Consider the following 18,634-nt stretch of genomic DNA (forward strand, 5'->3'; position numbering starts at 1 on the left):
GGGTTCTCCTCCCGGCTGCGCCCTAGAGGGCCGCGAGCCGCGTCTCGAGATCTTTGCGCGCTTTGACGGCGCGGTCCCACTGGCGCCGGGCTTCCAGCAGCTTCCGATTCGCCTCGCCAACCTTGGGTCCCGGGTCTTTGATCAGCGCCAGGTCAGCAGCCTCGCGGAAGAGGTCCGCGGCGGCGGCGCGTGCTTCCAGGCAATAGGAGTAGGCCATGTGAAAGCGCCGCGCTGGACGAATGATCTCGTGCTGAACGAAGTCGGTAGCGGCCTGGCCCACGCGCCACAGGTACACGGCCGCGTGCTGACCATCGGAGTCGCGCTCCAGGGAGAGCGTCGTGGCGTCTTCACTCCCCATGTCCATCCACGTCTGGAACTCGCGCTCGATCAATTCGATCAACGGGACGACGTCGCGCAGATAGTCCTGAATCTCCAACTTCAGCTCGGGCGGCGAGCCCGAGTTGCCAAGCTGCCCGAACATCGTGCCTCCGGCGCGCGAATTCAATGCGACTTGCCGAGCGCGCGCTCGACATCTTAGAAGGGAATGTCGTCCTCGCCAAGTCCGAAATAGTGGCCGACCTCGTGCAGCACGGTGAGCTGAATCTCCTGACGGAGCTCGCGTTGACTACGGCAGGCGGCCAGGAGGGGCGCCCGATAAATGCTGATCTTGTCCGGCAGGACCATCGAGTAGCTCAATCCGCGCTCGCCGATCGGCGTTCCTTGATAGTAGCCGAGTGTGTCACCGTCCTCACCGACCGGCGGCCCGTCTTCCACGACGACGGCCACGTTGCGCAGGCGTCGACGGACGTGCTTCGGGAGAGCCCCGCACGCTTGCTCAACCAGGCACCAGAAGCGCCAGCGGGAACAGATCACACCCCGGTGTCGGACTGGCCGCCGTATCCTCGCTCCTTGCATGCGCACCCCAATGGCTTGTGGTGCCCGGCTTTCGCGGACGAATATCCCTATAGTACCAATCTAGATGGCAAGAGAATTCGGAGCGCCGCTCGCGCAGCCGGCGGGCGAGGGCTGTATGGTCCCGCCCCGACGGAGTCGGGACTACGCAACCCGCGCTGTCGGCGTGGAGTACCATTAGCTACGGTGGCCCGAAAGTCCAACGCCGCCAGACCAGCAAACGCACCAAGCACGCGGCACGGCGCGTCGCATCCATCAGGGCTGGAGAACGAGATGCTCCCAACTCGCGCAGGTCGCCTGGTGCTCGTCCGCGAGGTCGAACAGGACGACCTGCCCCTTGTGTGGGAATGGGAAAACGACAGCGAGATGGGTCTGTATCTGAACGCCGATCCGGGCAAGCGGATGTCGATGGACGAGGTGAAGCGCCGATTTCAGCAGTACCGAACGGACCCGACCAGCGGCCTCTTCATCATCAGTACGCTGTCGGGACAGGCGATCGGGATGCTCGGCTTCGACCGCCTGTACCGGGACATCGGCACGTGCCGATTGTTCATCGGCATCGGCGTCAAGGACTACTGGGGGCAGGGATACGGCTCTGAAGCGATGCGGCTCGCGCTCCAGTACTTCTTTCGAGACGTCCGCATTCAGAAGGTCCAGCTCAGCGTGTATGACTTCAACACGAGGGCCATCGCCTCATACCGAAAGTGCGGGTTCGAGGTCGAGGGCGTGCGCAGGAATATCGCCTATGTCCAGGGCGAGTGGTGCGACAGCATCGAGATGGCCATCACAGTCGAGCAATTCGACCGTCTCGAGCCGCTCTGGGGTCTGACTCAACCCACACCGTTGGACGAGGAGACCGAGCGCCCCGAGCTTGTGCTCGAAACGGGGCACGGCAAACCGGACGCTTGAGTGCGATGATCGATTCCGCCGAAGCGCGCGCTCGCTTCCTGTCGTATTTTGCGCGACGCAAGCACACCGTTGTTCCCAGCTCCTCCCTCGTGCCCTATAACGACCCGTCGCTGCTCTTCACCAACGCGGGAATGGTGCAATTCAAGGACGTGTTCACGGGGCGCGAACGGCGCCCGTACTCGCGAGCGACGAGCGTCCAGCGCTGCCTCCGCGCAGGAGGGAAGCACAACGACCTCGAAAACGTTGGACGGACGGCGCGCCACCACACGTTCTTCGAAATGCTGGGGAACTTCTCGTTTGGCGATTACTTCAAGCGCGAGGCCATCGCCTACGCCTGGGAGTTCTTGACGCGCGAGATGAGCATTCCACCGGATCGGCTCGTCGTCACCGTGTTCAACGGTGATTCCGACCTCGACCTTCCGCCGGACGACGAGTCCCGCGCCCTCTGGCGTGCAGAGGCCGGCCTCTCCGACGATCGCATCATCGGCCTGGGCGCGAAGGAAAATTTCTGGCAAATGGGCGACACTGGCCCATGCGGGCCGTGCTCCGAGATCCATTACCACCAGGGCGACGACCTTCCGTGCCCCGAGCCAGTCTGCAAAGGCGCAGCCTGCGACTGCGACCGCTGGGTCGAGATCTGGAACCTCGTGTTTATGCAGTTCGAGCGACAGGCCGGAGGATCCCTCCAGCCTCTACCCGCGCCATCCGTTGACACCGGCATGGGGCTCGAGCGCCTGAGCGCGGTGCTGCAGGGCAAGCGATCGAACTACGAGACGGACCTGTTTCGCCCCATCATTGCGGAGATAACCCGGATTTCCGGGAAACCTTTCGATCCGGAGGACTACCGCGGGGAGAGCGTCTCGATTCGAGCCATAGCCGACCACGCCCGGTCGACCGCGTTCCTCATCGCGGACGGCGTGATGCCGGAGAAGACGGGGCGAGAGTATGTGCTCCGCCGCATCATGCGGCGCGCCATCTATCACGGCTGGCTGCTGGGCATCAGCGAACTGTTTCTCCACAGGATCGCCGATCAGGTCATCGCCGAGATGAGCGGCGTCTATCCGGAGCTTGACTCGCGGCGCTCGACGATCCTCCAGGTTGCTCAGATGGAGGAGGACCGGTTCCGCGAGACCCTCGACCGCGGCGTCGAGATGCTGGAAGAGGCCTTCTCCCAGATGGGTGGGTCCGGAGTCATTCCCGGCGACGTCGCGTTTCGGCTGTACGACACCTTCGGGTTTCCCCTCGATCTCACCGAGGTGATCGCCGAGCGCCGCGGTTTCAACGTGGACTTGGAAGGCTATTACGCGTCGATGGCCGAGCAACGGCGTCGGTCAACCTTTGCGGGCAGCGGCGAAGAGGCGGTCGAGGACGTGCTCATGGCCGTTCGCTCCGACCTCGGACCAAGCGAGTTCCTCGGATACGACGCGACCGCGGCTGTGGGGACCGTGCGGGCGCTCGTCGTCGAAGGGAGGCGCGTCTCCGCGTGCGGGGGTGGTCCGGTGTTCATCGTCACCGATCGAACCCCCTTTTACGGTGAACAGGGTGGACAGGTCGGCGACTCCGGCACGATCAAGAGCGAAGGCGGCGCGATCGTTCAGGTTCACGATACGCGCAAGCCCGGCGGCGATCTGATCGTGCACGTAGGGGAGGTCGTCTCCGGAACAATTCGCGTCGGGGACCGGGTCCATCTCGATGTCGACGTGGCGCGCAGGAACGCGATTCGCCGCAACCACTCCGCTACCCATTTGCTGCACTGGGCGCTGCGGCACGAGCTGGGGGAGCACGTCGCACAGCGCGGGTCCGTCGTCGCTCCCGACCGCCTACGCTTCGACTTCTCGCATGGAAAGCCATTGACGCCCGAAGAGATTCGACGCGTCGAGTGGGCGGTCAACGAGCGGGTGTGGCGCAACGAGTCGGTCGTGACCGACGTCATGGACCTCGACGCCGCGCGCCAGACCGGCGCGATCGCGTTCTTCGGTGAGAAGTACGGCGAGCGCGTGCGTGTGGTGCAGATGGCGGAGTCGCGGGAGCTCTGCGGCGGCACGCACGTCCGCGCGACGGGCGACATCGGGCTGTTCAAGATCATCGACGAGTCCGGGATCTCGCAGGGAGTCCGAAGGATCGTGGCCGTTTCCGGCGCCCCCGCCCTGGAATACGTGCAGCGGCTCGAAGCGACGGTCGAAGAGGTGGCGAGCCGCGTTCGGTCCGGACCGACCGATGTCGTCGAGAAGGTCGACCGCCTACGCGAAGAAGCCCGGCTCCTGCAGCGGCAGGTTGAGGAGCTGCAGCGGAAGCTCGCCTCGACCGGCGCCCGCGACCTCCTCTCCGACGCTCGCGATGTGAATGGAATTCGCGTCCTCGCGACGCGGACCGATGTTTCGGACTCGGCAGCTCTTCGCTCCCTGGGCGACGAGCTGCGCGCCCGCCTGCAGTCAGGCGTGCTGGTGATCGCGGGCGTGGCCGATGGGAAGGTGTCCCTCGTAGCCATGGTGACAAAGGATCTGGCGGAAAGCATCCCCGCGAGCGGTATCGTGCAAGCGATCGCGCCGATGGTCGGCGGCCGCGGGGGCGGCAGGGCCGAGCTGGCGCAGGGCAGTGGAAACAACCCGGCCGGCCTGGACGCTGCCCTCGCCGAGGTCTACAACGTGGTCGCGCGGTCGGCGACCAGCGTGGGAGGCGCGCACGGCGACCGCTGATGTTGCGGTGGCTCGCCACCTACCGGCGTGCGCGCCTGTGCGACGTACGGTTCGTTGTCACGAGTGATTGGGCTCGACGTGGGATCCAAACGGATCGGCGTCGCCCTCAGCGACGAGCTCGGAATCATCGCCACGCCGGACGGCGTCGTGCCGCGTCGCTCGTACAACAAGGACGCTGAGGCGATCGAACAGATCGTTCAGTCGACGGGAGCCCAGGCGATCGTTGTGGGCCACCCGGTCACACTGGCGGGTGGAGCGAGTCGCCAAACAAGGCGGACGGAGCAGTTCGCGGAGGCGCTGACCGCGCGCGTAAGCGTCCCGGTCCTCCTGTGGGACGAGCGCCTGACGACGGCGATGGCCCATCGGCTGGGTTTCGCCCATCGCGACGATGAGATCGCGGCGGCTCTTATCCTCCAGAGCTACCTCGATTCGGCGCAGCGCACACACGCAGACCCGAGCGATCCGCCCCCAGCGCCGGATTTGCCATGAAATGGCGACTCATCTCGCTCGCCGTCATCCTCGTCGCGGCGGCGGGGGCGGCTGGGCTCGGGGCTGCTAGCAGCGGAATTGGCGTAAACGCCATCGCCCGATGGGTTGATTCGATTCGCGGGCTGGACGGCGGGCCCGTCGGCGACGACCCGACGCCGGTGGCCTTCGCTATCCGGCCCGGCGAGTCCGCGAGCGCCGTTGCGGATGATCTGATGCGGGCTGGATTGATTCGATCGACGTCCGCGTTTCGGATCGAAGTGGAGATGCGAGACGCGGCGGCCCACATCGCGGCGGGAGACTATGAGCTACGTCGAACCATGAGCGTTCGCGAGGTCCTCGACACGCTCCTGCGGGGGCCGACGATCTCGAAGCGCCTCATCACCATCCCGGAAGGCTGGCGCGCCGAAGAGATCGCCCAGTACCTCCAGGCGCGGGGCGTGGTCGACGCGGCGCAGTTCCTCAACGCCGTGGCCGGGCACGACGAAGCCCTCGGCGTCGCGCTTCCGGCGCACGCGACGTCCTTTGAGGGCTACCTGTTTCCGGAGACCTACGATTTTGGCCCCGATCCGACCGTGGAGAGCGTGCTCGAAACGCTTTACGGGCAGTTTCAGCAGCGGGTAACCGACAGCCTGGTCCAGGGCGCCGCGGCCCGTGGACTCACCCTCCACCAGATGGTCACCCTGGCGTCCATCATCGAGCGCGAGGCGACGGAGCCGTCGGAGCGGAAAGAGATCGCCGCTGTGTTCGAGAACCGGCTTGCGAAGGGCATGCCCCTGCAAGCAGACCCCACCGTGCAGTACGCGCGCTTCCCGTTCGGCTCGTTGTCACAGACGCGCCTCTGGGCCGGCGACCTCGGGCGCGAAGATCTTCAGCGTGATTCGCCCTACAACACCTACCGTGTGCGTGGTCTCCCGCCGGGCCCGATCGCCAATCCCGGGCTCGCCGCGATGCGGGCAGTGACCGCTCCGTCGGATGACCCATGGTTGTACTTTGTCGCGAAGGGCGACGGGACGCACCTGTTCTCCGCGACGCTGGATGATCACAATCGCAACGTGGCGCGGGTCAGCGCCACTGCTTCTCGGTAGCCCCGGCCGGCGCCCCGGGGGGTGAGGACCACGATGCTATAATTTTGGGCCGTTGACGACGGCGCACGGTCCATGAGGCTGTGAGTGGGCACGAACCACCAAGTACGGAGCACCACGGTTCTTGCGGTTCGCAGGAACGGTGAGGTGGCGATGGGCGCCGACGGCCAGGTGACCGTTGGCGAGCTCGTGATGAAGGCCGGCGCGCGGAAGGTCCGCAGGATCTTCCACGACGAAGTGCTCGTTGGATTTTCGGGTGCAACGGCCGACGCCTTCGCTCTCTTCGAACGATTTGAACGTCAGCTCGAACATTACCATGGTAGCGTCCGCCGCGCGGCCGTCGAGCTGGCGCGCGAGTGGCGAAGCGATCGTTTTCTCCGGGAGCTTGACGCCTGGCTCCTCGTCGCAGGCCGAGAAGGAATCCTGGTGCTTTCGGGCACGGGCGACGTCATCGAGCCGGATGAGGACCTTGCCGCCATCGGATCTGGCGGCCCATATGCGCACGCCGCGGCTCGCGCCCTGATTCGGGTCACGAACCTCCCGGCCCCCGATATCACGCGGATCGCCCTCGAGACCGCCGCCGCCATGTGCATCTACACAAATGACCAGATCTCCGTGGATACCGTCACCTATGGCGCAGTGCCGACACCCTGAATTGGCAATTGGAGGTCGCGCGTGACCGACGAGCGTTCGCAGGCCGCTTCGAAGAGCTCTCCGACACGTGCGAGCCGTGACGGGCGACGCCGTCGACGAATGGATGCCCTGACACCGGCCGAGATCGTCGCCGAGCTGGACCGATTCATCGTCGGACAGGGCGCGGCGAAGCGGGCGCTGGCCATTGCCCTCCGCAATCGGCATCGCCGCCGCCAGCTTCCCTACGAGCGGCGTCGCGACATCATGCCCAAGAACATCCTGATGATCGGACCCACGGGCGTGGGCAAGACGGATATGGTCCGCCGCGTCGCGTCCATGCTGGAGGCCCCGTTTATCAAGGTCGAGGCCACGAAGTACACGGAAGTCGGGTACGTCGGGCGCGACGTGGAGTCGATCATCCACGACCTGGTGGAGGACACCGTTGCTCGGCTCCACGATCGACGGCTCCAGGATGTTCAGGCGAAGGCCGAGCAGCGCGCGACGGACCGGCTGGTCGACTACGTCGTCGCCCAGGCTCAAGCCGGATCCCTGCGCAGCTCGAGCGGGAGGGCTCCGGTGCGTATTCCTCAGGCGGTGCGCTCGGCCCAGGCGGCCGCGTCGGGTGGCGAGGACGCGACCGTCGAAGTGGACGACCTCAGCCGACGGCGCATCGGCCGGCTGCTTCGCTCAGAGAAGCTGGACGACGCCATGATCGAGATCGAGGTGGTCCCCGATGTCGAGCCCTACGATCCGTATTGGGACTACGGACCGGCAGACGGCGCGGAGCTGTATCACGAGCCGCCACCGCCCATGATGGCGCGCCCCCGGCCGCGCTCGCGCGTCGTCTGCATTCGCGACGCGAAGCGCATCCTGGCCCGAGAGGAGGCGAACAAGCTCATCGACTTCGACGCGGTCGTCGATGAGGCGCTCGAGCGCGTCGAGGAGAGTGGCATGGTATTCATCGATGAGCTGGACAAGGTGGCCGGTCGCTCACACGACGCGGGCGCAGACGTGTCGGGAGAAGGCGTCCAGCGCGACCTGCTCCCCATCGTCGAGGGCTCGGTGGTGATGACCCGCTACGGGCCCGTGAGCACACGGCATCTCCTCTTCGTCGCGGCGGGGAGCTTCACGCGCGCGAAGCCATCAGACCTCATTCCAGAATTGCAGGGGCGATTTCCGCTGCGCGTCGAGCTGGACGCGCTCACCAAAGACGACCTCCAGGCGATCCTCGTGCAGCCCGAGAACTCCCTGTGCAACCAGTACCGGGCCCTTCTCGACACGGAAGGCGTGAGCCTGGAGTTCACCCCGGATGGGATCGAGCAGATGGCCGAGGTGGCGGCCGAGGCCAACCGCCGGATCGAGGACATTGGCGCTCGCCGCCTGCAAACGGTCCTCGAACACGTGCTGGAGGATGTGTCGTTTCGCGCGCCGGACCTGGCCGGATCCACGATTGTCGTCGACCGCGCCTTCGTCCAGGAGCGTACCGACGCGCTCGTCGCAAACGACGACCTCAATCGATTCATCCTGTAGCAGGCTATAATCGACCAAGCCCGCAGGCAAATTCGCACGCTGTCGGACTGCCGTGGCCGTGCCGCGAGGTCCCACGCAGATTGATGACAGCGGAGGCAGCAACGGAGGGAGTCGCAATGGCCACGGTCTCGATGAAAATGCTCCTCGAATCCGGTGTGCACTTTGGGCATCAGACGCGACGCTGGAACCCGAAGATGCGCCCGTTCATCTTTACGGAGCGCAACGGAATCCACATCATCGATCTTCAGCAAACGGTCCGTCGGCTGGACGAGGCGATGGAGTGGGTCAAGAACCTCGCCGCGGATGGAGGCAAGATCCTCTTCGTGGGCACCAAGAAGCAAGCGCAGGACGCGATCCGCGAGGAGGCGTCCCGGGCCGGTATGCCCTATGTGAACCATCGCTGGCTCGGCGGCATGCTGACGAATTTCCAAACGATCCAGATGCGCATCCGGCGGTTGGATGAGCTGGAAGAGCGCAAGGTGGCCGGTGATTTCGAGCGGCTTCCGAAGAAGGAAGCCACGCGGCTGGAGGATCAGATCGAGCGTCTCAATAAGCTCCTGGGGGGGATTCGAGCGCTCAAGCGTCTCCCGGACGCGGTCTTCATCGTCGACCCCCAGCGCGAGCACATCGTGATCGCCGAGGCGCTTCGGCTGGAGATCCCCATCGTCTCGATGGTAGACACCAATTGCGACCCCACCGTTGTGGATTACCCCATCCCGTCCAACGACGACGCGATCCGAGCGATTCGCCTGGTGACCAGTCGGATCGCGGACGCCGCGCTCGAGGGCACGCGAATCCGCGAGGCGGCGATGGTCGAGGCCGCGCCGGAAGAGACAGGCGAGGGCGAAGAGAAGGCGGGAGAGCTGGCCGCGGTCGCCGCCGACGTGACGGCCGCCGCGGAAGCGGCATTCCTTGAAAACGGGCAGGAGCCGGCGACGCCGACCGAAGTCGCGCCGGCAGAATAGCTCACGCACCACATAGCCCACCAAGAAAGGAGCTCCGGGTGGAGATTTCCGCCGACCGGGTCAAAGAGCTGCGCGAGAAGAGCGGCGCAGGGGTAATGGACTGCAAGCGTGCACTCGTCGAAGCTGACGGGGACCTCGATCGAGCTGCGGCGCTGCTGCGCCAGCGAGGACTCGCCCAGGTGGCGAAGCGCGCCGGGCGCGAGGCGACCGAAGGAATCGTGGACGCGTACATCCACGCTGGCGGCAAGATCGGCGTGATCGTCGAAGTCAACTGCGAAACCGACTTCGTCGCCCGCACGCCCGACTTCCGCGCGCTTGCGCACGACATCGCGATGCAGATCGCGGCGACGAACCCGCCATCTGTCGGCGACGCCGAGGGCGACGGCGAGGGCGGCGGCGAGAGCGCCGGCTCGACCGAGGATCTGCCACTCCTGAGCCAGCCATTCATCAAAGACCCGAAGCGCACCGTCGCGGATTTGGTGCGCGACACGGCTGCGCGCACGGGCGAAAATATCGTCATTCGCCGGTTCACACGGTACGAATTGGGCGCGTAGATGTCTCGCGCCCGGTATCGCCGCGTCATGCTCAAAATGAGCGGGCAGTCGCTCCAGGGCGATGCCGGCTATGGCATCGATCAGGGGACGGTCAACTACGTCGCCTCTCAGGTACACGGCGTGCGTGAGCGCGGGGTGCAGATCGGGGTAGTCGTCGGCGGCGGGAACATCTGGCGAGGCGAACAGGCCTCCCTGTCCGGGATCGATCGCGCGACGGCCGACTACATGGGAATGCTGGCGACGGTGATCAACGCCCTCGCCCTCAAAGGAGCCCTGGAACGCCTGCACGTGGAGACACGCGTGCAGTCCGCCATCACGATGGCGCAGGTGGCGGAGTCGTACATTCGCGAGGCGGCGATCCAGCACCTGGAGAAGGGGAGGGTCGTGGTCTTCGGCGCCGGCACCGGCAATCCCTTCTTCACCGCGGACACGGCCGCGGCCCTGCGCGCGCTGGAAGTCGGCGCCGATGTCCTGCTCATGGCGAAGAACCGGGTCGACGGCGTGTATACGGATGACCCACTGCGCAATCCGAACGCAAAGCGCTATGATCGGCTCAGCTACATTGACGCACTGTCGCAAGGCCTGGGCGTGATGGACAGTACGGCGCTGTCACTGTGTATGGACAACAGTCTGCCCATCATTGTCTTCGATCTGACCAATCCGAACAATCTCGCAAGGCTCTTGGACGGTGAAGCAGTCGGCACGCTTATTTCGTAGGCGAAGCCCGGATGAGGTAGGGGAGGCGTCCGCGCATGTCGGTGGATGATATCCAGAAGACGGCGCAGGAGCGCATGCACAAGAGCATTGAGGCGCTCAAACACGAGCTGAGCACCATCAGGACTGGTCGCGCGTCTCCAGCGCTGCTCGATCGCGTCATGGTCGACTACTTTGGGACTCCAACACCGGTCAACGCGCTCGCGACCATCTCGGCTCCTGAGGCTCGACTCATCACCATTCAACCGTGGGACCGCAGCGCCCTCCCGCTGATCGAAAAAGCGATCCAGAAATCGGACCTGGGCCTGAACCCCAACAATGACGGCACGATCATTCGGCTTTCCATTCCCCAGCTCAACGACGAGCGTCGCAAAGAGCTGGTGCGACTCGTGCAGCGGCGCGCGGAAGAGGCGCGCGTCGCCGTCCGCAACTGCCGACGCGACGCGGTTGAATCCCTCCGGCGCGAGGAGAAGGAGAAGACCATCTCCGAGGACGATCTGAAACGGGGCCAGGAACGATTGCAGAAGATCACCGACCAGTCTGTCGCCCAGGTGGACGAGATCCTCAAGTCCAAAGAGCGGGAGATCCTGGAGCCCTGATGGAGCGCAACGCGAGGGCCGGGCAGGTGGTCGAGCCCAGTATCGCGGTCCCCGAGCACGTGGCGATCATCATGGACGGCAACGGTCGATGGGCCGCCGAACGTGGCCTCCCGCGCTCGGCCGGGCACCGGGCCGGCACCGAGAACATCCGGGGGATCATCCAGACGTGCGCCGATGTTGGCGTCAAAATCCTCACGCTCTACGCGTTCTCCACAGAGAACTGGCGGCGGCCCTACGACGAGGTTGACGCGCTCTTTTCGATCCTCAGTGAGGTGATCGACCGAGAAACGCAGGAGCTGTGCCGGAAGGGAGTACGAATTCGTCACCTGGGCACCCTGGAACACGTCCCGCCATCCCTCGCTCAGCGCATCCGAAACGCGGTCGAGACCACGCGGATGAACACCGGACTGATCGTGAACGTGGCGTTCAACTACGGCTCCCGGTCGGAGATCGTTCGCGCCGTGCGGCGAATCATGGCACAGGGCGTGGACCCGTCCGACGTCACGGAGGAAGTGATCTCCACGAATCTCGACACCTCCGGGATGCCCGATCCCGATCTGATCATTCGCACGGCTGGTGAAATTCGCCTCAGCAACTTTCTGCTCTGGCAGGCGGCATACGCGGAATATTGGGCCACAGACGTGTACTGGCCGGATTTTGATGTCGGAAAATTCCGAAGCGCCCTCGACGAGTTCGGTCGCCGTCAGCGGCGATTCGGAGCCGTCCCGGGCGAACACCAACGAAGCAGCGCGTAGCCGCATTCCGCCCGCCGGTCTGGCGAGACCGCCAGCCATCCCAGTAGGGGGCGCTCGGACGGCCAGCGGCTTGCTCATCCGGCTCGCCACTGCGCTGGTTGCTGCCCCGATCGTTGTGCTCTTGACATTCGCCGGCGGGCCCTGGTTTGCCGCGCTCGTTGTCTTGGTCGCCGGCTGGACCGGTTGGGAGCTGAGCGAGCTGCAGCGGAAGGGGGGTGTCCCCGCGTCCCCGGTCGTCACCATTCTGGCCTCGTCCGCCCTGCCCCTGTCGACCGCGTTTCATGCGCCCGCCATGGGGACAGGGCTGCTCGGACTCGCCATTATCGGAGGACTTTTGCCCGCATGGCAGCGGGTGCCGCAGTCTGAGGCGCCGAGGGGTGAATCGCTCCCGGGCGCAGAGGATGCGCCGGGCGCGACGCGCCCGCTCATTGGCTGGGCCCTCGCTCTCGCGTTTGGCCTCTACGTCGGCGTTCTACTGGCGCCGAGCATTGCCCTCCGGGAGCGTCCAGACGGCTTGCTGTGGCTCGTCGTCATTCTCGGCGCCACGTGGGCGTGCGACAGCGCCGCCTACCTCATCGGCCGTCGATGGGGCAAGAATCGCCTGGTCCCGCGCATTAGCCCCCAAAAGTCGCGAGAGGGAACCGTCGCGGGACTCGTGGCCTCCCTCGTGGTTACCGCGGTCGCCGGGGCGGTCTGGAGCCAGCTCGGCTTGCGCGTGTTCGCCCTCGGGTTCGTCATTGCCCTCGGCGCGGTTCTGGGCGATCTCATGGAGTCCGTCATCAAGCGGCATCTTGGCGCCAAGGACTCAGGCTGGGTCATGCCAGGGCATGGCGGGCTCCTCGATCGCATCGACGGCCTGCTGGTATCGAGCTTTCTTGCGTTCTGGTACATCACGCTCACCGACGGATTTGCCAGCCGATGAGGCGTGTGGTCGTTCTCGGCAGCACCGGCTCTGTCGGGACGCAGACACTGGACGTCATCGAGCGGCTTCATGGGCGGTCCACCGAGGGAGTCGAACGCTTTCGGGTCGTTGGCCTCGCGGCCGGGCACTGGTCTCCTGTGCTCGAGGGGCAGGTGGAGCGATGGGGGCCCGACGCGGTCGCGGTGTTCGCTCCGGCCGAGGTTGAGAAGCGGACCGATCTCCAGCTCATACACGGGAGCGATGCGCTCTCCCAATTGATCGACGTGACCGAGCCGGACGTCGTGGTCCTTGCGACCCCCGGATTGGTCGGACTTCCCGCGTGCTTGGTCGCCCTTCGTCGGGGCAAGACCGTCGCCATCGCCAACAAGGAAACGCTCGTCAGCGCAGGCGCGATCGTGACGCGCGCAGCCGCCGAGCACGGGGGAACGATCCTGCCCATCGATTCGGAACACTGTGCCATCTGGCAATGCTTGCGGGGGGAGCGCATCGAGGAGGTCGCGCAGCTCGTCCTCACGTCCTCCGGCGGGGCCTTCCGCGATACGCCGACCGAGGACCTCGAAATGGCCACACCGGAGCAGGCGCTCCGCCACCCGACCTGGTCGATGGGTCCGAAGATCACGATCGATTCGGCGACCCTGATGAACAAGGGCCTGGAGATCATCGAGGCGAGCTGGCTGTTCAACGTGCCAGCGCCGCGCGTCGCGCTGGCTCTTCACCGGCAGAGTATCGTGCACGCGCTCGTCGTCTTTGCCGACGGGTCGGTCAAGGCGCAGCTCGCGGTGCCTGACATGCGACTCCCCATCGCGGCGGCGTTGCTCGATCCGCACCACGTCGATCTCGACCTACCCCGCCTGGCCATCGCCGAGCTGGGTGCGCTCACCTTTGAGCCGGTTGACGAGCGACGGTACCCTGCCGTCGCCCTGGCGCGTGCAGCGGCTGCGGCGGGAGGGCTCCATCCAGCGGTCTTGAACGCCGCGAATGAGGTCGCGGTGGACCGTTTCCTGCGCCGGGAAGTAAGGTTCACTCAGATCACCGCGCTCGTGGCGGCGACCCTCGATCGCTATCAGGAAGATGGCGCCGAAGTCGAGGAGCTATTCGCGGTCGACGCGTGGGCGCGAGAAACCTGTCGCACGCTCCAAATCTGATCGAACGCGGCCATTCGAACCATCGTTGCTGAGCCTCGCCAGTAAAGCGGCCCAGCGGGAGTAGGGACTATCTTGGAATATCTCGCCATCGTGCCCATTCTCGGGTTTCTGATGATCGCGCACGAGTTGGGTCACTTCATCGTCGCCAAGCGTAGCGGCGTGGTGGTGGAGGAGTTCGCCATCGGGTTTCCCCCGCGGCTCTTCTCCATCAGGCGCGGCGGCGTCGACTACACGCTGAACCTGATCCCGCTCGGCGCCTACGTCAAGATGCTCGGCGAGGAGGACCCGAGCGCGCCGGGCAGCTTTGCGAGCCAGCCGAAACGGATCCGCGCACTGGTGCTGGCTGCCGGGTCGGCAATGAACTTTCTGGTCGCGGTTGCCGTATTTACCGCCGCCTACGCATCCGGCTGGCCCGACTCCGATCACATGCAAGTCGAAGTGGCAGAGGTGTCGCCGGGATCTCCGGCCCAGGCGGCGGGCATTCAGCAGAACGATCGCATCGAGCGGCTGGACGACGCTCCCGTGGTCTCGCTGGACCAATTTCGCGAGCAGTCAGCCCAGCGATTGGGCCAGCCAATCCATCTGACCATCAATCGGTCGGGCGATGAGGTCAGCGTCGTGGTGACGCCGCGAACGGAATGGCCGGAGGGCCAGGGTCCCATCGGAATCCGATTGCGAGGACGTGCCCAGCCCGTGCCGCACGGTCCAATCGAATCGGTCGGGTTCGGGATTCGGCGATCGGTGAGCATCGTGGCGTACACGGTCGCGGCGCCGGTGCTGGCGGTGCGTGGCCAGATCTCGCCGGACGCGGTGCGCCCGATCGGACTTCCCGGGATGACGCAGGTCGCCGCCCAGGCTACGTCCGCGGCGTTCTCGAGCGGCTGGTTCTTCCCGGTGCTCCTCATCATGGGCGCATTCAGCGCAGGCCTCGCCGTCGCCAACATGCTGCCGCTACCGGCTCTCGACGGCGGCCGCCTCGTGTTCGTCCTGCTGGAGGCCGTTCGCGGGCGACGGGTGCCTCCGGAGCGCGAGGGCCTCATCCACCTCGTGGGTATGGCGGTGCTGGTGTCCATCATGGTCCTGATCTCATTCCACGACCTCGTGACGCCAGCGGTGCCAATCGATTGGGGCATTCGCTAACCCTTCTTAGCCTAAGCGGAACCGCGTGATCCTGGCCCCGTTTGGGGGAGCTTGATATAATGTTTCGCAGTTGAGGGACTGCTGAAAGTGGGTTCACCCCCACTTTTTTGTTGCGCTCGAAGCGACGAGGCGCCACGGAGAAAACGGGGAACGCGGATGAAAGGCGAGTTTTTAACCGCGATCAATATGCTTTCCAACGAAAAAGGCGTTTCGCCAGATATTGTCGTTGAGGCACTCGAAAGCGCCTTAGTATCCGCCTACAAGCGGAACTTCAGCGACGCGAACATGAACGTCGTCGCCCGGATCGACCCGGACACCGGCGAGCCGCGAGTGCTGGCCGAACGCACCGTCGTCCTGGATCCGACCGATGCGAACGAGATTAGCGTTGAGCGGGCACGGCGAATCGAGCCGGAGGCGAAGGTGGGCGACACGGTTTGGGAGGACGTGACACCCCGCTCGTTCGGACGCATCGCCGCTCAGACGGCCAAGCAGCACATCGTCCAGAAGCTGCGGGAAGCCGAGCGCAAGCGGGTGTACGACGAGTTCTCCGAGCGCGTCGGCGAGATCATCCACGGCGTGGTCCAGCGCATCGAGCAGCGCACCGTCGTGCTGGAGCTCGGGAAGACGGAAGCGATCATGCCGCCGTCGGAGCAGGTCCCCACCGAGCGCTACTTCTCGGGTCAGCGGCTTCGCGTGTACCTGGTCGAAGTGCACGAGACGCACAAGGGTCCCCAGCTGCTCGTCTCGCGCGCCCACAAGATGATGATCAAGCGGCTCTTCGAGCAAGAGATCCCGGAGATCTTCAACGGCACCGTGGAGATCAAGGCGATTGCGCGAGAGCCCGGGGCTCGGTCCAAGGTCGCCGTCCATGCCCATCAGGAGGGGATCGATCCGGTTGGCTCATGCGTGGGGCTTCGAGGGGTCCGTATTCAAAACATCGTCAACGAGCTGGGGGGCGAAAAGATCGACGTAATTCCCTGGGACCCCGATCCCGCGACCTTTGTCGCGTCGGCCCTCAGCCCCGCGCAGGTCCAGCGCGTCGACGTGGACGAGCAGGAGAAGACGGCCACGGTCGTCGTTCCGGAGCGCCAGCTCTCGCTCGCCATTGGCAGGGAAGGGCAAAACGCCCGGCTCGCAGCACGGCTGACCGGGTGGCGAATTGACATAAAGTCTGACGCGGCCCTGGCGCGCGCCGAGCTCGAAGCCTGGGCGGCGGGTGGCACCTTGGGCGCGACGAGTGAAGCGGACGCGAGCGGGCCCAGTCAAGGCGCCGGCTCACCCCCGGAGCCCGACGCGGCAGCGCCCGCCGAAGAGCACCCGGTGGAAGCAGCGGTCGACGCGACTTCGGAGCGAGAATGAAGCAGCGGCATGTGCCGCTTCGGACGTGCGCAGGCTGCCGAGAGCAGCGACCCAAACGGGAGATGGTGCGGATTGTGCGCACCCGCGAAGGAAACGTCCGAATCGATGCGACCGGCAAGGTGTCTGGCCGTGGCGCGTACGTCTGCCTGCGCCAGGAATGCTGGGCCGCGGCCCTTCGATCGACATCGCTGGCTCACGTCCTGAAAACAGCGATATCCAGTTCGGATCTCGACGAGCTTCACCGGTTCGTCCGGGAGGGGTTTCGCCTCAAGCGCGGTGGCGGGACGGGGTTCTCCGATGCCTCAGCCCCGCTGCCGGCCTGATATTGAAGAAAGAGTAGGGAGGAGATATGCATGGTCGCCCTCCACGTCGGCCCGGCCCGCGGCGTCGACCCTCCGGTGGTCCGCGTCAGAATGCTGCCGAGCGTGAAGCACCCGCGGCGGTGGCGCCCGCCGCGCCAAAGGCTCCCGTCGAGCTGCCGCCGTCGATATCGGTGAAGGACTTTGCCGATCGGATTGGCGTTTCGCCATCGAACGTCATTCGAGAGCTGCTTCAGAACGGCATCATCGCCAGCATCAATCAGACTATTGACTACGAAACCGCGGCCATCGTCGCGGGCGACCTCGGTCTCGAGGTACGCGAGATGTCGATCCAGGTCGATGGGTCTGCCGGCGAAGAGGAGCCCGATCGGCCCGAGGACCTGCAGCCGCGTCCGCCGGTGGTCACCGTCATGGGTCACGTCGACCACGGCAAGACGAGCCTCCTCGACGCGATCCGAAAGACGCGAGTGACGGCGGGCGAGGCTGGCGGAATCACGCAGCACATCGGCGCGTATCAGGTCGAGGCGCAAGGCCAGCTCGTGACCTTCCTGGACACGCCCGGCCACGAAGCGTTCACGGCCATGCGCGCCCGCGGCGCCAAGGTGACCGACATCGCCGTCCTGGTGATCGCGGCGGACGACGGCGTGATGCCCCAGACCCGTGAGGCGGCCGACCACGCGCGCGCGGCCGGGGTCCCCATCATCGTCGCGCTCAACAAGATCGACCGACCAGATGCCAATCCCGAGCGTGTAAAGCAGGAGCTGACGGAGATCGGTCTCGTGGTCGAAGACTACGGCGGCGACGTGGTCATGGTGCCCGTGTCGGCGCGCACCGGTGAAGGGATCGAAACGCTGCTCGAAATGATCCTGTTCGTCGCTGAAATGGGAAATTATCGGGCCAACCCCCATCGCACCGCGACGGGCAGCGTGATCGAAGCGAAGCTCGATAAGGCTCGTGGTCCGGTGGCCACCGTGCTGGTGGAGAACGGCACGCTCAGCGTCGGGGACGTTATCGTCGTGGGCGGCTACTCGGGCAGGATCAAAGCGCTCTTCAACGACAAAGGCAAGCGCATTCGTCACGCCGAGCCGGCGATGCCCGCCGAGGTCCTTGGCCTCGACGGCGTGCCCGAGGCGGGCACTCGCTTCCAGGTCGTCGCTGATGAGCGGGCGGCGCGCGCTCTCAGTCAGGCTGGGCGACGAGCCGCCGAGGCCCAGGGGGCGGCGGGCGCGCGAGAGGCCACGATTGAATCCATCATGGAAGGCATTCGCGCCGGGACGCTCAAGGAGCTGAACCTGATCGTGAAGGCTGACGTTCGCGGATCGCTGGAGGCCATCACCGGCGCCATTCAGAGCATCGCCGAGCAGGAACACGTGCAGCGTGAAGTGCGGACCAAGATCATCCACGCGGACATCGGAAATGTGACCGAATCCGACGTCATGCTCGCGGTCGCGTCAAAGGCGCCCATCATCGCCTTTAACGTTCGCGTCGAGCCCGGGGCGCGCCGCGCCGCCGATGCGCAGGGGGTCCAGATCCGGCCGTACAACGTCATCTACCACATGACCGAAGACATCGAGAAGCTGCTGAGCGGCATGCTCGAGCCGGAGTATCGCGAAGTCGTCGTGGGCGAGGCCGAGGTTCGCCAAGTGTTCAAGATCGGGCGAACGCGCGCTGCCGCCGGGTGCTATGTGACGTCGGGCACGATTCCGCGCAACAGCCAGGTTCGAATCTTCCGGGCCGGCCAGCTCGTTCTCGAGGGCAGACTCGAGAGTCTGCGGCGGTTCAAAGATGACGTCCGCGAGGTCCAGGCCGGGTACGAATGCGGCATCAGCATTGCGGGCTTCGCCGACTATCAAGAAGGCGACGTCATCCAGGCGTTCACCAAGGAAACCGTCGGCGGCTGATCGCGGCCT

The 18,634-nt window shown here is 65.5% G+C and carries 19 protein-coding genes; 17 read left to right on the forward strand and 2 right to left on the reverse strand.

Annotated features, from left to right (window positions below):
• Positions 1 to 22: 22 nt before the first annotated feature.
• Positions 23 to 481, reverse strand: coding sequence for a hypothetical protein (locus VFC51_06125; protein HZT06589.1), 459 nt, complete (start codon positions 479 to 481; stop codon positions 23 to 25).
• Positions 482 to 534: 53 nt separating this feature from the next.
• Positions 535 to 873, reverse strand: coding sequence for a metallopeptidase family protein (locus VFC51_06130; protein HZT06590.1), 339 nt, complete (start codon positions 871 to 873; stop codon positions 535 to 537).
• A 312-nt stretch (positions 874 to 1,185) separates the two neighbouring features.
• Between VFC51_06130 and VFC51_06135 the strand changes: the two genes are divergently transcribed.
• The 17 genes from VFC51_06135 (at position 1,186) to infB (ending at position 18,625) form a co-directional block, all read left to right on the forward strand.
• Positions 1,186 to 1,821, forward strand: a complete 636-nt coding sequence (locus tag VFC51_06135; GenBank protein ID HZT06591.1) for a GNAT family protein — start codon at positions 1,186 to 1,188, stop codon at positions 1,819 to 1,821.
• Entirely contained in the window at positions 1,818 to 4,517 is a 2,700-nt protein-coding gene (gene alaS / locus VFC51_06140) for an alanine--tRNA ligase (protein ID HZT06592.1), read from the forward strand. The genes VFC51_06135 and alaS overlap by 4 nt, the downstream gene beginning before the upstream one ends.
• Positions 4,518 to 4,580: 63 nt before the next feature.
• Positions 4,581 to 5,006 (forward strand): Holliday junction resolvase RuvX, encoded by a 426-nt coding sequence (ruvX, locus tag VFC51_06145; protein HZT06593.1) that lies wholly within the window; start codon positions 4,581 to 4,583, stop codon positions 5,004 to 5,006.
• Complete coding sequence (gene mltG, locus VFC51_06150) at positions 5,003 to 6,091, forward strand: endolytic transglycosylase MltG (GenBank protein ID HZT06594.1); 1,089 nt, start codon at positions 5,003 to 5,005, stop codon at positions 6,089 to 6,091. Before ruvX ends, mltG begins: the two co-directional genes overlap by 4 nt.
• A gap of 84 nt (positions 6,092 to 6,175) precedes the next feature.
• The gene (gene hslV / locus VFC51_06155) at positions 6,176 to 6,742 is read left to right on the forward strand and encodes an ATP-dependent protease subunit HslV (protein HZT06595.1); all 567 of its coding nucleotides are present in this window, start codon (positions 6,176 to 6,178) and stop codon (positions 6,740 to 6,742) included.
• Positions 6,743 to 6,763: 21 nt separating this feature from the next.
• The gene (hslU, locus tag VFC51_06160) at positions 6,764 to 8,251 is read left to right on the forward strand and encodes an ATP-dependent protease ATPase subunit HslU (GenBank protein ID HZT06596.1); all 1,488 of its coding nucleotides are present in this window, start codon (positions 6,764 to 6,766) and stop codon (positions 8,249 to 8,251) included.
• Between the two features lie 116 nt (positions 8,252 to 8,367).
• Complete coding sequence (gene rpsB, locus VFC51_06165) at positions 8,368 to 9,216, forward strand: 30S ribosomal protein S2 (protein HZT06597.1); 849 nt, start codon at positions 8,368 to 8,370, stop codon at positions 9,214 to 9,216.
• 38 nt (positions 9,217 to 9,254) lie between these two features.
• Complete coding sequence (gene tsf / locus VFC51_06170; GenBank protein ID HZT06598.1) at positions 9,255 to 9,770, forward strand: translation elongation factor Ts; 516 nt, start codon at positions 9,255 to 9,257, stop codon at positions 9,768 to 9,770.
• A complete protein-coding gene (gene pyrH / locus VFC51_06175) occupies positions 9,771 to 10,487 on the forward strand; it encodes a UMP kinase (protein ID HZT06599.1) in 717 nt (238 codons plus the stop codon). It begins immediately after the preceding gene.
• 35 nt (positions 10,488 to 10,522) lie between these two features.
• Entirely contained in the window at positions 10,523 to 11,083 is a 561-nt protein-coding gene (frr, locus tag VFC51_06180; protein ID HZT06600.1) for a ribosome recycling factor, read from the forward strand.
• Positions 11,083 to 11,838 (forward strand): isoprenyl transferase, encoded by a 756-nt coding sequence (locus VFC51_06185; GenBank protein HZT06601.1) that lies wholly within the window; start codon positions 11,083 to 11,085, stop codon positions 11,836 to 11,838. Before frr ends, VFC51_06185 begins: the two co-directional genes overlap by 1 nt.
• A 70-nt stretch (positions 11,839 to 11,908) precedes the next feature.
• The gene (locus tag VFC51_06190) at positions 11,909 to 12,760 is read left to right on the forward strand and encodes a CDP-archaeol synthase (GenBank protein ID HZT06602.1); all 852 of its coding nucleotides are present in this window, start codon (positions 11,909 to 11,911) and stop codon (positions 12,758 to 12,760) included.
• Positions 12,757 to 13,905 (forward strand): 1-deoxy-D-xylulose-5-phosphate reductoisomerase, encoded by a 1,149-nt coding sequence (gene dxr / locus VFC51_06195; GenBank protein HZT06603.1) that lies wholly within the window; start codon positions 12,757 to 12,759, stop codon positions 13,903 to 13,905. Before VFC51_06190 ends, dxr begins: the two co-directional genes overlap by 4 nt.
• 72 nt (positions 13,906 to 13,977) lie before the next feature.
• Complete coding sequence (locus tag VFC51_06200) at positions 13,978 to 15,045, forward strand: M50 family metallopeptidase (GenBank protein ID HZT06604.1); 1,068 nt, start codon at positions 13,978 to 13,980, stop codon at positions 15,043 to 15,045.
• A gap of 156 nt (positions 15,046 to 15,201) precedes the next feature.
• Positions 15,202 to 16,404: a transcription termination factor NusA gene (nusA, locus tag VFC51_06205; GenBank protein ID HZT06605.1), complete on the forward strand. Its 1,203-nt coding sequence runs from the start codon at positions 15,202 to 15,204 to the stop codon at positions 16,402 to 16,404.
• The gene (locus VFC51_06210) at positions 16,401 to 16,727 is read left to right on the forward strand and encodes a YlxR family protein (protein HZT06606.1); all 327 of its coding nucleotides are present in this window, start codon (positions 16,401 to 16,403) and stop codon (positions 16,725 to 16,727) included. Before nusA ends, VFC51_06210 begins: the two co-directional genes overlap by 4 nt.
• 119 nt (positions 16,728 to 16,846) lie before the next feature.
• Complete coding sequence (gene infB, locus VFC51_06215) at positions 16,847 to 18,625, forward strand: translation initiation factor IF-2 (GenBank protein ID HZT06607.1); 1,779 nt, start codon at positions 16,847 to 16,849, stop codon at positions 18,623 to 18,625.
• Positions 18,626 to 18,634 lie beyond the last annotated feature (9 nt).

This window comes from Chloroflexota bacterium, from assembly GCA_035652535.1.
GTDB lineage: Bacteria > Chloroflexota > UBA6077 > UBA6077 > SHYK01 > DASRDP01.

Bases quoted from the DNA above. Each gene is read 5' to 3' on its own strand.
- VFC51_06210 (HZT06606.1), top strand. From the start codon at position 16,401: ATGAAGCAGCGGCATGTGCCGCTTCGGACGTGCGCAGGCTGCCGAGAG.
- mltG (HZT06594.1), top strand. From the start codon at position 5,003: ATGAAATGGCGACTCATCTCGCTCGCCGTCATCCTCGTCGCGGCGGCG.
- VFC51_06125 (HZT06589.1), bottom strand. From the start codon at position 481: ATGTTCGGGCAGCTTGGCAACTCGGGCTCGCCGCCCGAGCTGAAGTTG.
- dxr (HZT06603.1), top strand. From the start codon at position 12,757: ATGAGGCGTGTGGTCGTTCTCGGCAGCACCGGCTCTGTCGGGACGCAG.
- frr (HZT06600.1), top strand. From the start codon at position 10,523: ATGTCGGTGGATGATATCCAGAAGACGGCGCAGGAGCGCATGCACAAG.
- pyrH (HZT06599.1), top strand. From the start codon at position 9,771: ATGTCTCGCGCCCGGTATCGCCGCGTCATGCTCAAAATGAGCGGGCAG.
- VFC51_06185 (HZT06601.1), top strand. From the start codon at position 11,083: ATGGAGCGCAACGCGAGGGCCGGGCAGGTGGTCGAGCCCAGTATCGCG.
- nusA (HZT06605.1), top strand. From the start codon at position 15,202: ATGAAAGGCGAGTTTTTAACCGCGATCAATATGCTTTCCAACGAAAAA.
- rpsB (HZT06597.1), top strand. From the start codon at position 8,368: ATGGCCACGGTCTCGATGAAAATGCTCCTCGAATCCGGTGTGCACTTT.
- VFC51_06135 (HZT06591.1), top strand. From the start codon at position 1,186: ATGCTCCCAACTCGCGCAGGTCGCCTGGTGCTCGTCCGCGAGGTCGAA.